Below are 12,164 nucleotides of genomic sequence, written 5' to 3' on the forward strand. Positions count from 1 at the left end.
CCGTGGACATCCTGTGGACGCTTCTCACGCTCCCGTACGCGCCGGTGCGCGGGCTCACCGCGATCGTCAAGGTGGTTGCCCGGGAGGCGGAGTCGCAGCAGCACAGCCCGGTCACCGTCCGGCGGGAGCTGGAGGAGCTGGACCGGGCCGCCGCCGCCGGTGAGATCACTCCCGAGGAACGGGACCGGGGGCAGCAGCAGGTGCTGGAGCGGCTGACCGGGCCGGCCGCCGGCCGTACCCCCTCGCGGCGCGGCGGCCCGCCACGGCGGCCCGGGCCCGAGCGGCGGCCGGCCACCGATCGCGGCGGTGGGTCGCGCCGGCCACGAGGGGGACCACGATGACGTCGGCGCGGGCCCGGGACGACCGGGAGCGGTACCTCGACGAGGACGACGAGGACGTGCTCGACACCGCCGATGCCGCCCGCGAAGGGCTGCGTCAGGTGGTGGCGCTGACCGGGAAGGACGCGCTCGGGATCACCTCGATCCAGCCCGCCGACTACGGCTGGCTGGTCGGGGTGGAGGTGGTCGAGGACCATCGCATCCCGGCGTCGACCGATCTGCTCGGGCTCTACGAGGTCGAGCTGGACATGACCGGCAGCCTGCTCGGCTACCGGCGGACGCGCCGCTACCAGCGCGGCAAGGGCGACGGGGGCTGACATGAGCACGGCACGGGAGCCCTCGGTGGTGCAGAACTCCGGCCAGGTGCTGCCGGCCGGCCACGAGCCGGCGAACCTCGGCGACATCCTGGAGCGGGTTCTCGACCGGGGCATCGTCATCGCCGGTGACATCCGGGTCAGCCTGCTCGACATCGAGCTGCTGACGTTGAAACTGCGGCTGGTCATCGCCTCGGTGGACACCGCCCGGCAGATCGGCATCGACTGGTGGGAGCACGATCCGTGGCTCAGCTCCCGGGCCCGCCCGCCGGTCGAGCCGGGTCCGCGCGACCCGGAGGAGGTCGAGGCGTCCCGCCGGCCGCGCGTCGCCGCCCGGGCCGTGAGGAGGGACCGTGATGAGTGAGCCGGACGCCGGGACCGCGGTCTGGCTGCACGGCGTGGTCGCGGGCGGCACCGGCCCGACCGACCTGCCGGGCATCGCCGGGACGCCGGTGCGCGCGGTGCCCGGGGCCGGCCTGGCCGCCGTGGTCAGTGACGTGCCACTGCACGAGTACGGCGAGACCGCGCTGCGCCGCAACCTGGAGGACCTGGCCTGGCTGGAACGGGCCGCCCGGGCGCACCACGCGGTGGTGGACGCGCTGGCCCGCGCCGGGGCGGTGGTGCCGGCGCGGCTCGCCACCGTGCACCGCGACGACGCCCGGGTGACCGGCGTGCTGGCCGAGCGGCGCGACGAACTGGCCGGCACGCTGGCCCGGCTCGCCGACCGCACCGAGTGGGGCGTCAAGGGGTACGTGGTACCCGGCGCCCTGCCGAGCGCCGAGGAGTCCGCCGGTGGTGGCGGCGCCGGGGCGGCGTACCTGCGCCGGCGCCGGGCCCAGCTCGACGCGCGGGAGCTGGGGCAGCAGGCCGCCGCCGACGCGGCCGCCGCCGTGCACGCCGCGCTGGCCGGGTTGGCGGTGGCCGCGCATCGGCACGCCCCGCAGGACCGGCGGCTCTCCGGCGCGGCCACCGCGATGGTGCTCAACGGCGCGTACCTGATCGACCGGGACCGGTGGCCCGACTTCGCCGCGTCCGCCCGCCGGTTGGCCGACGAGCACCCCGCGGTACGCCTGGAGCTGACCGGCCCGTGGCCGCCGTACTCCTTCGTGGCGGAACCGGAGGCGGCGCCGGCATGGGCGTGACCACGCTCGCGCCCAGCGCGGCCGACGACCCCGGCTACCGGACGGTGGCCCTGGTCGACCTGCTCGACCGGGTGCTCGCCGCCGGCGTGGTGGTCAGCGGCGACATCACGCTGGCCGTCGCCGACGTCGACCTGGTCCGGATCTCGTTGCGCGCGCTGATCGCATCCGTCGGCGCGCTCGCCCCGCCGACCGACCCGCTGGCGTCGGCGACACCGGTGGAGGCGTCGTGACCAGCCGTCGCGGTGACGGCGGTGGGGCGTCGTGACCGGCCGGGACGAGGCGGCCGAGCTGGCGGCGGCGCTCGGCGAGCCGCAGTGGCGGGCGCCCCGGGTCCAGCCGCTGGACCGCCGGCTCGCCGTCGACCAGGACTCGGTCGAGCGCGGCCTGGCCAGCCTGGTGCTCACCGTCGTCGAACTGCTCCGTCAGCTCATGGAACGGCAGGCGCTGCGCCGGGTCGACCTCGGCGACCTCACCGACGAGCAGATCGAGCGGATCGGCACCACCCTGATGGCGCTGGAGGAGCAGATGACCCAGCTCCGCGCGTACTTCGGCCTGTCCCCCGAGGACCTCAACCTGGACCTGGGCCCCCTGGGCCCGCTCCTCCCCACCGACTGACCCCTCCCCGCCCCCACTCCGCCCCGCTCGCGTCGATCATGAAGTTGACGGTGTCCACGAGGATCCACATCGCCGCTAACTTCATGATCGAGTGGTGTTCCACGCGCGCGTGCCCTGGCCGGTCGCGGGGCGGCTGCCTGCACGAGGTGGGCGAGCCGTCTTGCATGATGGGAGCAGGGGAGATCTTGGTGCGAAAGGGCCCCTATGGGGGCCGATTTCTACCAAGATCTCGGACCGCGGTCAGTCGGACGACAGGTCCGGGCGGTGCTCCTTGACCCACTTCTCGACGTCTGTCTTACGCCAGATCTGGCCCATCTTGAGCACCTGGTACGGGGCGGGAAAGTCGCGCCGAGAGGCGATCACCGACGCGCGGGCACGCGAGACGCCACCGAGCATGTCTCGGATCTCAGCGATCCCCACGAACTCCACCACGTCTTGACGGTAGGTATCGCCGATTGTCTGACTATCGTTAACAGCGATCGGGGTTGACGATCGATAACAACGCGAGCACGATCGGGGGATGACCGCGCAGCGTGCTTCCTCCGTACCCGATCGCAGTCGCCGGGCCGTGCGGCCGCACGTGCCGATCCGACCGCTCTGGCTCTGCCGGGTGTGCGCGGCCCCTTGGCCGTGCCCGCCGGCCCGCCTGTTGCTGCTGATGGACTTCCGGCGTGACCGGGTCACGCTGTCGGTCCACCTGGCCGGCTGCCTCTTCGACGCCACCGCCGACCTGCTGAAACTCAACCCCGACGGAGTGCCGAGCCCGAAGGACCTCTTCGACCGCTTCCTCGGGTGGACCAGTCGTGAGCGGTGAGGTCAGTGGCGGGTCTGGGCGTAGGACTCCAGGTGGGCCAGTTGGACGGGGTCCAGCGAAGGCCGGACGCGGGTGCGGGCCGACTCCACGTGTGACGCCGTCACGGTGCTGGCGGTCAGGGACTCGCGCATCGCGGCCAGGGCCGCCTCCCGGACCAGCGCGGCGCAGTCGGCGGCGGAGAAGCCGGCCAGCTCCGCGCCGAGCGCGTCGAGGTCCACGTCCGGCGCGAGCGGGACGTCCCGGGCGGTGGCCCGGAGGATCTCCGCGCGGGCCGACCCGTCCGGCGGCGGCACGTAGACCAGGCGCTCCAGCCGGCCCGGACGCAGCAGTGCCGGGTCGACCAGCTCCGGCCGGTTCGTCGCGCCGACCACCACCACGTTGCGCAGCGCCTCCACCCCGTCCAGTTCGGTGAGCAACGCGGCCACCACCCGATCGGTCGTACCGCCGTCGGTGGCCTGGCCGCGGATCGGCGCCAGCGCGTCCACCTCGTCCAGGAAGACCAGCGTGGGCGCCGCCTCGCGGGCCCGGCGGAACAGCTCACGGACCGCGCGTTCGCTCTCACCGACCCACTTGGAGAGCAGCTCCGCGCCCTTCACCGACAGCACGTTCGCCCGCCCGGAGCCGGCCAGCGCGGTGATCAGGTAGGTCTTGCCGCAGCCGGGCGGGCCGTAGAGCAGCACCCCGCGCGGCGGCGTCACGCCCAGTCGGGCGAAGGTGTCCGGATAGGTGAGCGGCCAGAGCACCGACTCGGTCAACGTCTGCTTGACCTCGTGCAGGCCGCCGACGTCGTCGAGCGTCACCGAGGCCAGCTCCAGCGTGGACGCGGCCATCGTGGTCGCCCGGACCACCTCCCGCGCGGCGAGGAAGTCGGCCATCGCCACGGTCGGCGTCTCGGCCGTCTTCTGCCGCAGCGCCGCCCGCACCCCGGCCTCCCGCACCAGCGCGGCCAGGTCCGCGGCGACGAAACCGGGGGTACGCGCCGCCACCTCGTCCAGCCGGACGTCACCGGCCAGCGGCACCTGCCGGGTGAGCACCGTCAACTGCTCCCGGCGCAGCGCCGGATCGGGCAGCGGCACACTGATCCGCAGCGCCAGCAGATCCGGTCCGCGCAACGCCGGGTCCACCGCCTCGGGGCGTCCGGTGGTGCAGACCACCGCCGCCCCGGCGCGTACCGTCTCGGCGACCACCTGGCGGAACACGGTGGCCAGCGGGCCCGGATCCTCGGCCGGGGCGAGCGCCTCCACGTCGGTGACCAGCAGCACGGCCGACCCGCCCGCGCGTACCGCCTCGGCGGCCTCCCGCAGCCGGCGGGCCGCCGCGTCGTTCGACAGCGCGGCCAGTTCCGGGGCCCAGACCGGGCGGACCCGCGCGCCGACCCGGGCGGCGACGGCGCGGACCAGCGACGACTTGCCCGAGCCGGCCGGGCCTTCGACGAGCACGCCGAGCGCGACCGTGGTGCCCAGCCGGCCCAGCACCTCGCGGTGGTGGAAGCCCAGGTCCAGCAGCTCGGTCAGCTCCTCGGCCTGGGCGCGCAGGCCGGGCAGCTCGTCCACGTCGGGCGCGTCCTCGGGCCCGAGCAGGCCGTCAGCTCCCGGAGCCGTCGAGCCGGCCGAGCCGGTGAAGCCACCCGCACCGGTCGAGCCACCCGCACCGGTCGAGCCGCCGGAGCCGGTCGAGCCGCCGGAACCGGGCCGGACGCGCGGACCGGCCGGGTCGCCGGAGCCGGTCGGACCGGCCGGAACGGTGGAGCCGGTCGGGCCGGTGAAGCCGGACGCGGCGGGGCCGTGGGTGGCCGGGCCGTGTTCCCAGGCCACCACCGTGTCCATGGTGACCAGCGCGCCGGTGGCCGGCTCGGCCGCCACCACGTTGAGCAGCGTGCTCGTCCAGGCGTACCCGACGGAGCTGGCGAGGCTGTGCCGTGCCGCCTCGACCAGGCCGCGCACGGCGGCGTCCGGGAGCACGTCCTGGGGCAGCAGCGAGACGTCGTCGCCGGCGGTGACCATCTTGCCCAGCAACGCGAGCCGCAGCATCTCCGGTGGGACCGCGGCCGTCACCGCGACCGGGCCGGCCAGCGTGACCCGGCTCGCCCGTGCGCAGGGCAGCGGACTCACCGTGACCTGGCCGCCGGCCCGCAGGCCGAGGTTGCCCAGCAGCAGGTCGTCGGCGTACAGCAGGGCGCTGCTGGTGCCCGGGTCGGCGGCGGCGGCGATGCCGGCGGTCACCCGGCGGCCGGTCAGCCGCACCGGGTCGCCGGGCCGCAGCGCCAACGCGGTCAGCACCTCGGGGTGGAGGCGCACGACGCCACGACGGGCGTCCAGCGCGGCCGGCCGCAGGCTCGCGGTCAGGGTCAGGTCGGGTTCCGCCACCCGCCGACAGTAGCCGCCGGCACCACGGCCCGCCGGGGTCAGTGCGGGCCCGGGCGGTCCAGGAGCGAGGGGTCGCGGCGGATCAGCTCGGCGAGCCGGGCCGCCGGATCGGTCGCGCGCGGGTCGTGGCCCGGGGCGGCCACCGTCTTCACCGACATGGGCCAGGTCGGCGGTGGCGCCGGTGTGGACGCCGGGCCCACCGTCACCTCCGGCCCGGCCCAGGAGACCCGCATCGGGTACGCCTGATCGCCCAGCTCCACCCGCAGCGTCACGGCGAGCCCGCGATGCGCGGCGACCACCCGCCGGACCGCCTCGGCGACCTCCTCCACCGGGTCCCGCCGCGGCGACGCGTGGCCGCCCCGCAGCCGGTACGCGCCGTGCCCCGCCCGGTCCTCCAGCGGCTCGACCCGGGCGGGTGCGCCCGGCTCGGCGTGCTTGGCGGGCCTGCCCGTGTCGGCGTGCTTGGCGGGCCTGTCCGCGTCGGCGGGCTCGGCGGGCGTGCCCGTGTCGGCGTGCTCGACCGGCTCGCCGGGCAGCGGCACGCGTCGGCGCTGCGCCTCCTCGCGTCGCGCCAGCCGGGCCAGTGTCTCGTCCAGATCACCCCTCATCGCGTCCACCCCTTAGCAGCGCACGGGCCGAACCGGCTGGCGGTTCAGCGTTCCCGGGACCGGGTCGCCCGATCCAGCGCCCGGTCCAGGACGACGAGCAGGGCGTCCCGTACGGAGAGCCGGTCCCGGGCGTCGAACTGCACCAGCGGCACGTGCTCGGCGATCGCCAGCGCCCAGCGGATCGACGGCAGGTCCAGCGCCAGCCGCCCGTCGAAGGCGTTGACGCCCACGGCGAACGGCAGCCCGGCCCGCTCGAAGAAGTCGATCGCCGGGTAGCAGTCGTCGAGCCGGGCGCTGTCCACCACCACAAGCGCGCCGAGCGCGCCCCGGGCCAGGTCGTCCCACATGAAGCCGAACCGGGCCTGGCCGGGCGTACCGAAGAGGTAGAGCTTCAGGCTGCGGTCGATGGTCACGCAGCCGAAGTCCATCGCCACCGTGGTGGTGGTCTTCCCGGGCACCCCGTCGGGGTCGTCGACGCCGATCCCGGCGGTGGTCATCTCCGCCTCGGTGGTCAGTGGCGCGATCTCGGAGATCGCACCCACCGTGGTGGTCTTGCCGACGCCGAAGCCGCCGGCGATCAGGATCTTCACCGGGATCGGCGGGCGTGGCGCGGGCACCCGGCTGACGATCGGGGCCGGCTCGCCGGGTGCGCCGGGCGGTCGGTACGGCAGCGGCGGCCCGGTCGGTGGCGGTGGGGTGGCGCGGCCGATCAGCGGGGCCGGGTTGCCGTAGCGGGTGGGGACGCTGTTCGCGGCCGGCCCGCCCGGGGCGGACGCCCGCCATTCAGGAGATCGCACGAAGTCCATCAATCACTCGCAGGATGAGATCGGGATCGAGGGCGTCGTCGACGTCCGCGACGTGCACGTCGAGGTGACCGGCGGCGCGCAGGTCGCCGACCAGCACCCGGGTCACGCCGAACTGCATCCGGGTCCGGGCGGAGATCTCGGCGACCGACACCGGCTCGACACAGATCGCGACGATCGCCGCGAGTTCCGGGGCCAGCCGGGCGGTCACCGCCCACGAGCCGCTGCCCGGCCGCGCGGTCACCTGGGTCTCCAGGCTGATCGCCGGGTCGCCGTCCACCCGTCCCGAGGTGAGCACGAACGGACGCGGGCCGGTCGGCTGCTCCCCGTCGCCCGCGTCCGGTCCCGGACCCGGGGCGGACGCGCGCAGGAAGGGGCGGATCCGGACGCCGGGTTCCGGCTCCGGGTCCTCGCCGCCGACCCCCGGGATCATTGCTGGACGGCGTTCTTCAGCTCGGCGATCAGGCGGGGGCTCAGGGCGCCGCCGGCGCGGCCGGCGAAGAGCGTCATCTCGTACGCCACGGTGCCCAGGTTGGCCGAGCGGTCGGCGACCACGCCGAGGACCGAGCCGCTGCTGATCGCGCTGATCAGCAGGTAGCCCTCGGCCATGTCGACGATGACCCGGTTGAGCCCGCCCAGCGCGTACCAGCTCGCGGCGCCACCGGCCAGGCTGGTCATGCCGGAGACCACGGCGGCGAGCCGTTCCGCGTTGGACCGGTCCTTGATCGCGGACATGGCCATCAGCAGCCCGTCCGAGGAGACCGCGATCGCCTCCATCACCCCGGCCGTGCTGGAGGTGAACGAGTCGAGCAGCCAGTTGAAGGTGCGCGCCTCGGGGCTGAGGTCGCCGGTCGCGCTCTGTTCGACGTTGTCGTGCAGGTACGGGCTGGTCACCGTGAGGGATCCTCTTCATAGCGGTGGTCGGTACTGACTTCGCGCAGAGCACGGGCGACGCCCGCCTCGAATTCCGTGATGCGGTCGCGGACCTCGACCGGGTCGCCGGGGTCGGAGCTGGCCGGGGGCGCGGGCGGCACCGCGGAGACGGCCAGGTTCGCCCCCGGGACGCGTCGGCTGAGCCGGGGCCGCGCGGGTGCCGGGTCGGCCGGGTTGACGTCGTCCTCGGCCCGGCGTACCCCGTCCTGGAACGCCTCCACCAGGGCGCGGACGGCGGCCGGGTCGTCCGGAACACCGATCGGCGGCCCGATCACCGGTCCGGCCGGTCCGGTGATCGGACCGGGCGGCAGGTTGGCGCCGGGCACCCGTTTCCGGATCGGCCGGTTCCCGGGCGGTCCGGCCGGCCGGCCGACCGGACCTGGTGCGGCGGGCAGTGGCCCGCGCGGCGGCGGGGTGTAGGCGGGGCCGGTCGTCGGTCCGACCGGACCTGGCGCGGCGGGCAGTGGCCCGCGCGGCGGCGGGGTGCGGGTGGGGCCGGTCGTCGGTCCGGCGGCCGGGGGAGCGGCCGGTGCCGGGCCGACGACCGGTGTCGGCGGGGTGGTGCCGGCGGGGTGTGTCGCCGGGCCGGTGGGCCGCGTGGTGGACCGTGCGGTGGCCGGCGGCCAGGCGGGCGGCGGACCGCCGGTGGGGAAGCGGAAGTCCTCGACCGGCGGCCCGGTGACGGCCGACGTCGCGACCGGCCTCCCGGCGTTCGCCGCGCGGTCCCGGTCCGTCGTCCCGTCGACGGCTGCCGGGCGGTCCAGGGCCGGGTCCGGGGCCTCCCGGCGGGCGGCCGGTGCCGTCGGGACGGTCGGAGCGGTCGGGGCCGGCGCGTCGGGCACCTCGGCGTCGTCGCCCAGGTGGCCGAAGGCGTTCCAGGAGTCGCCGCTGGAGATGCTGCGGGTGGCCCGGCTCAGCAGCGCCGCGTCGAAGCCGGCCGGCTCGCCGGCGGCCGGCCGGGTCGGGCGGCTCACCGGCGTGGGGTCCGGAGGCCGTTCCACGGTCGGCGCGGCGGCCCGCGCCACGGCGGTTCCGGCCGGCTCCGGCCGGCGGATCACCAGCGAGGCGGCCGGGATCTCCAGGCCGGCGGTGATCCCGCCGCCCGCGGTCGCCACCAGCCGTACCGCCCAGCCGTGCCGGCGGGCCAGCCGGCCCACCACGAAGAGCCCGAGCACCTCGGTCGGCGCGAGGTCGAGCCGCTCCCGGCGGGTGAGCCGGGCGTTCTCCTCGGCGAGCCGCTCCTCGGTGAGGCCGATGCCGTGGTCCACCACGGTGAGCCGGGCGCCCCCGTCGGTCAGCTCGCCGGCCACCACGACCCGGGTGTGCGGCGGCGAGAAGGCGGTCGCGTTCTCCATCAGCTCGGCCAGCGCCAGCACCAGGTCGCCGGCGATCGCGGGCGCCGCCGAGACGCCGGGCGGGACCTGCACGTCGACCCGGGTGTAGTCCTCGATCTCGCCGAGCGCGAGCCGGACCACGTCGGCCAGCGGGACCGGGGCCACGTGGCCGTCCGAGCCGGTGGCCCCGGAGAGCACCACCAGGCTGCCGGCGTTGCGGCGCAGCCGGCTGGAGATGTGGTCCAGCCGGTAGAGATGCTCCAGCCGGCCCGGGTCGACCTCCTGCCGTTCCAGCCGGTCGATGAGCGCGATCTGGCGGCCGACCAGGTTCTGCGTACGGCGGCCGACGTGGCCGAACATCTGCGCCACGTTGCGCCGGCCGGCCACCTGCCGCTCGACCAGCCGGGCGGCGGTGTGCTGCACCCGCTCGAACGCGCGGGCCAGGTCGCCGAGTTCGTCCCGGGCGCGGACGTCGACCGGGTCGAGGCGTACCGGCGGCACCGACTCGGTCTCGTCGTCGGCCACCCGGGTCAGCTCCGCCTCGGCGACCCGGGCGACGCGTTCGGCCGACCTGGTGAGCCGGCTCAGCGGCCGGGACACCGTACGGGCCACCGTCATGCTCAGCAGCACCACCAGGAGCAGGATGGTGGCCGCCGCCACGGCGACCAGCCAGGCCGTGGTCAGCGCGTTCCGCTCCTCGGTACGCGTCTCCGCGATGACGTCCGCGACGACCTTCTTCTCCACGAACTGGCCCAGCGTGATCATCGAGCGGACCGAGGGGAAGAGCGCTTCCAGCGGCAGCGGGGCGATCGCCGCGACCGGGTCCCGGACGCTGTCGCGCAGGAACGTCTGGCTGGTTCGGGCCGCCACCGCCGCGTCGTCCAGCAGCGCCAGCTTCAACTGCTCCGGCGTGATCAGCCTGCGGAACCGGTCGTTGTCCACGTCGAGCGCCGCCATGCAGGCGATGTACGAGGCGGCCACCCGCGGATCACCTGACGCGCGGACCAGCACGATCTGGGTGGCGCACGAACTCAGCGCCTCGTCGGTACGCAGCAGCGCGTCCAGCGCGAGCACCTGCCGCCCGGCCGAGGTGTCGGTGTCCACCCGGAACGGCAGCCGCAGCGCCTCGATCAGCGCCAGGTCGACCCGGGCGAAGGTGTTCAGGATCTGTTCCGGCGTGGCCCGGCCGCCGAGCGTCGCGGTCCGGACGTCCTCCAGCCGGCGTACCCCGTCGAGGGACTCGTGGACCGGCGTCGGCAGCGACTCGGCGCGCAGGTCGGCGACCCGGTCGTCGACGGTGGCCGACTTCTGGATCAGCTCGGTGCGGGTCACCCGGCCGAGCAGCAACCCGATCGAGAGCAGACGTTCCTGCTGGAGGTCCTGCACCAGGCTGCCGATCCGGCTGGCGACGCGGACGGTCTCCACGGTGTCGGCGGCGCGGGCCGCGGCGGCCACCCGGTCGATGACCACCGGCACGGCCAGCCCGACCATGCTGAGCAGCGGGATGATCACCAGCAGGGCGAGCTTGCCCCGGATCCGCAACCTAGCGAGCAGCATCGAACGGCCTCCACCGCTCGGCCTCGACGCCCCGACCCACCGCGACGGGCTGGCGGTCGGCGCTCCGGCCGGCGGCCGTCGGGTCGGGTCGGACCGCCGGGGGCAGCGCGGCGTCGGCGGGCGTCGGGCGTGCCTCGGCGGCGGGCCGCCGGAGCAGCGTCACGGCCAGCCCGACCAGCAACGCCACCGTCACGCCGGCCGCGATCCGGGCCAGCAGCCGGTCCCGGTCGAGCGCGTCCACCCGTTCCTCCAGCAACGTGTCGAGCTGGTCGAGGATGACGGTGCGGAGCTGCTTGGCGGCGGACTGGGCGGCGATCCCGGCGGCGGTGAGCTGGGCGGGGTTCGGCGCGGCCCGGCCGCCGCCCGCGGCGGTGAACGCCTCCAGCGACCGCTGGTAGGCGTCCAGCGGGGTGAGCACGTTGGCGCCCAGGTCGGTGCTCTCCGAGCTGTCCACCGCCGCGCGCAGGTCGGCGACCAGGTCGTTGGCCGGACCGAACGCGGACGACCGCAGTTCGGCCAGCTCGATGCCGGTCTTCGCGCGTTCGGCGGCGGGACGCGCGGCGGCCAGCCGGACCAGGTCGGCGAGCCGGCCGGCCAACACCGTCGCGGTGGGCAGGTCGCCGCCGATGCCGTCCTGGAGGAAGAACGTGTCGGACCGGGGGTCGCGGATCAGGCCGGAGCTTTCCCGTACCTTCCGGTAGAGCGCGAGCAGCAGGTCGTTGGCTTCGCCGTACGCCTGGTAGGCGGCCTCGGGGTCGGCGAGCCCCCGGTCCGGCAGCCCTTCGAGCTTCGCCCGCAGCCCGGCCCAGCGTTCGTGGCTGCGCAGCTCGTCGCCGACGGCGGTGTCCACGGCGGCCACCTGCTCGATCGCGGCGTTGAGCGAGGCACGGGAGACCGGCGCGCCGGCCACGGCGGTGGACTGGGCCTCCACCAGCGCGTCGGTGACCGGCCCGAGGGCGCGCAGGTAACGGACCCCCAGCCGTTCCCGGGACGCCAGGTCGTGGTCGTCCGTGGTGGTGCCGTCGACGAGCGCGAAGAGCAGCCCGAGCGGGGCGACCAGCGCCAGCGCCAGCAGCAGGGGCAGGACACGGCCCGACATGGAGGGCCGCCGACGCACCCGCGGCGCGGGAACTGTCATGGTCTGTCTCCTCCGGCGACGGCGGGGCGGTCGATGCCCCGGGAGGTCGCCGCAAGCAGTCCCGTGCACCGGACCGGAAAATTAGTCGAACCGGGCGCGGTGCGAACCGGGGGCGCGCAGTCGGTTTCACGTCAGTTCGTCCGGGGTGACCGAACGTCGAGTTGTTCGCCACGCAGCGTCCGATCGGGTCGTCGAGTCGCGA

Annotated in this window: 14 protein-coding genes and 2 pseudogenes; 7 read left to right on the forward strand and 9 right to left on the reverse strand. The window is 75.5% G+C overall.

Annotated elements, in window-relative coordinates:
• The first annotated feature begins 2 nt into the window (after window positions 1–2).
• Genes ACLQ2W_RS24155 through ACLQ2W_RS24180 form a run of 6 tightly spaced genes read left to right on the forward strand, consistent with a single transcriptional unit; the run spans window position 3 to window position 2,409 of the window.
• Window positions 3–341, forward strand: a complete 339-nt coding sequence (locus ACLQ2W_RS24155; RefSeq protein ID WP_425788852.1) for a gas vesicle protein GvpG — start codon at window positions 3–5, stop codon at window positions 339–341.
• The gene (locus tag ACLQ2W_RS24160) at window positions 338–655 is read left to right on the forward strand and encodes a gas vesicle protein (protein ID WP_425788854.1); all 318 of its coding nucleotides are present in this window, start codon (window positions 338–340) and stop codon (window positions 653–655) included. Before ACLQ2W_RS24155 ends, ACLQ2W_RS24160 begins: the two co-directional genes overlap by 4 nt.
• A 1-nt stretch (window position 656) precedes the next feature.
• A complete protein-coding gene (gene gvpJ, locus ACLQ2W_RS24165) occupies window positions 657–1,016 on the forward strand; it encodes a gas vesicle protein GvpJ (protein WP_425788856.1) in 360 nt (119 codons plus the stop codon).
• On the forward strand, window positions 1,009–1,794 hold the full coding sequence (locus ACLQ2W_RS24170) for a GvpL/GvpF family gas vesicle protein (RefSeq protein WP_425788858.1): 786 nt from the start codon (window positions 1,009–1,011) through the stop codon (window positions 1,792–1,794). The genes gvpJ and ACLQ2W_RS24170 overlap by 8 nt, the downstream gene beginning before the upstream one ends.
• On the forward strand, window positions 1,785–2,024 hold the full coding sequence (locus ACLQ2W_RS24175) for a gas vesicle protein (RefSeq protein WP_425788860.1): 240 nt from the start codon (window positions 1,785–1,787) through the stop codon (window positions 2,022–2,024). Before ACLQ2W_RS24170 ends, ACLQ2W_RS24175 begins: the two co-directional genes overlap by 10 nt.
• Before the next feature lie 31 nt (window positions 2,025–2,055).
• Window positions 2,056–2,409: a gas vesicle protein K gene (locus ACLQ2W_RS24180; RefSeq protein WP_396857121.1), complete on the forward strand. Its 354-nt coding sequence runs from the start codon at window positions 2,056–2,058 to the stop codon at window positions 2,407–2,409.
• Between the two features lie 240 nt (window positions 2,410–2,649).
• On the opposite strand, the gene ACLQ2W_RS24185 is transcribed toward ACLQ2W_RS24180, so the two are convergent.
• A complete protein-coding gene (locus ACLQ2W_RS24185) occupies window positions 2,650–2,841 on the reverse strand; it encodes a hypothetical protein (protein ID WP_405091435.1) in 192 nt (63 codons plus the stop codon).
• Window positions 2,842–2,929: 88 nt separating this feature from the next.
• On the opposite strand from ACLQ2W_RS24185, the gene ACLQ2W_RS24190 reads away from it, so the two are divergent.
• Window positions 2,930–3,223 (forward strand): hypothetical protein, encoded by a 294-nt coding sequence (locus tag ACLQ2W_RS24190; protein ID WP_425788862.1) that lies wholly within the window; start codon window positions 2,930–2,932, stop codon window positions 3,221–3,223.
• 2 nt (window positions 3,224–3,225) lie between these two features.
• Here ACLQ2W_RS24190 and ACLQ2W_RS24195 read toward each other — a convergent pair.
• The 8 genes and pseudogenes from ACLQ2W_RS24195 to ACLQ2W_RS24230 all read right to left on the reverse strand — a co-directional run.
• Window positions 3,226–4,785: pseudogene (locus tag ACLQ2W_RS24195) on the reverse strand (AAA family ATPase); the annotation flags it as partial.
• A 210-nt stretch (window positions 4,786–4,995) separates the two neighbouring features.
• A pseudogene (locus ACLQ2W_RS24200) lies at window positions 4,996–5,589 on the reverse strand (AAA family ATPase); the annotation flags it as partial.
• 38 nt (window positions 5,590–5,627) lie between these two features.
• Window positions 5,628–6,197, reverse strand: coding sequence for a hypothetical protein (locus ACLQ2W_RS24205; protein WP_425788864.1), 570 nt, complete (start codon window positions 6,195–6,197; stop codon window positions 5,628–5,630).
• Between the two features lie 44 nt (window positions 6,198–6,241).
• Window positions 6,242–7,003, reverse strand: coding sequence for a GTP-binding protein (locus ACLQ2W_RS24210; RefSeq protein WP_405091431.1), 762 nt, complete (start codon window positions 7,001–7,003; stop codon window positions 6,242–6,244).
• Entirely contained in the window at window positions 6,981–7,433 is a 453-nt protein-coding gene (locus tag ACLQ2W_RS24215; RefSeq protein WP_425788866.1) for a DUF742 domain-containing protein, read from the reverse strand. The genes ACLQ2W_RS24210 and ACLQ2W_RS24215 overlap by 23 nt, the downstream gene beginning before the upstream one ends.
• The gene (locus tag ACLQ2W_RS24220) at window positions 7,430–7,894 is read right to left on the reverse strand and encodes a roadblock/LC7 domain-containing protein (RefSeq protein ID WP_107161362.1); all 465 of its coding nucleotides are present in this window, start codon (window positions 7,892–7,894) and stop codon (window positions 7,430–7,432) included. The genes ACLQ2W_RS24215 and ACLQ2W_RS24220 overlap by 4 nt, the downstream gene beginning before the upstream one ends.
• Window positions 7,891–10,824, reverse strand: a complete 2,934-nt coding sequence (locus ACLQ2W_RS24225; protein ID WP_425788867.1) for a nitrate- and nitrite sensing domain-containing protein — start codon at window positions 10,822–10,824, stop codon at window positions 7,891–7,893. Before ACLQ2W_RS24225 ends, ACLQ2W_RS24220 begins: the two co-directional genes overlap by 4 nt.
• A complete protein-coding gene (locus ACLQ2W_RS24230) occupies window positions 10,811–11,962 on the reverse strand; it encodes a hypothetical protein (protein WP_425788869.1) in 1,152 nt (383 codons plus the stop codon). Before ACLQ2W_RS24230 ends, ACLQ2W_RS24225 begins: the two co-directional genes overlap by 14 nt.
• Between the last annotated feature and the right edge of the window lie 202 nt (window positions 11,963–12,164).

The organism is Micromonospora sp. DT227, assembly GCF_049841835.1.
Lineage (GTDB): Bacteria > Actinomycetota > Actinomycetes > Mycobacteriales > Micromonosporaceae > Micromonospora.

Coding starts and splice junctions, on each gene's coding strand:
- gvpJ (WP_425788856.1), top strand. CDS start 657: ATGAGCACGGCACGGGAGCCCTCGGTGGTGCAGAACTCCGGCCAGGTG.
- ACLQ2W_RS24210 (WP_405091431.1), bottom strand. CDS start 7,003: ATGGACTTCGTGCGATCTCCTGAATGGCGGGCGTCCGCCCCGGGCGGG.
- ACLQ2W_RS24160 (WP_425788854.1), top strand. CDS start 338: ATGACGTCGGCGCGGGCCCGGGACGACCGGGAGCGGTACCTCGACGAG.
- ACLQ2W_RS24190 (WP_425788862.1), top strand. CDS start 2,930: ATGACCGCGCAGCGTGCTTCCTCCGTACCCGATCGCAGTCGCCGGGCC.
- ACLQ2W_RS24175 (WP_425788860.1), top strand. CDS start 1,785: ATGGGCGTGACCACGCTCGCGCCCAGCGCGGCCGACGACCCCGGCTAC.
- ACLQ2W_RS24170 (WP_425788858.1), top strand. CDS start 1,009: ATGAGTGAGCCGGACGCCGGGACCGCGGTCTGGCTGCACGGCGTGGTC.
- ACLQ2W_RS24230 (WP_425788869.1), bottom strand. CDS start 11,962: ATGACAGTTCCCGCGCCGCGGGTGCGTCGGCGGCCCTCCATGTCGGGC.
- ACLQ2W_RS24215 (WP_425788866.1), bottom strand. CDS start 7,433: ATGATCCCGGGGGTCGGCGGCGAGGACCCGGAGCCGGAACCCGGCGTC.
- ACLQ2W_RS24205 (WP_425788864.1), bottom strand. CDS start 6,197: ATGAGGGGTGATCTGGACGAGACACTGGCCCGGCTGGCGCGACGCGAG.
- ACLQ2W_RS24225 (WP_425788867.1), bottom strand. CDS start 10,824: ATGCTGCTCGCTAGGTTGCGGATCCGGGGCAAGCTCGCCCTGCTGGTG.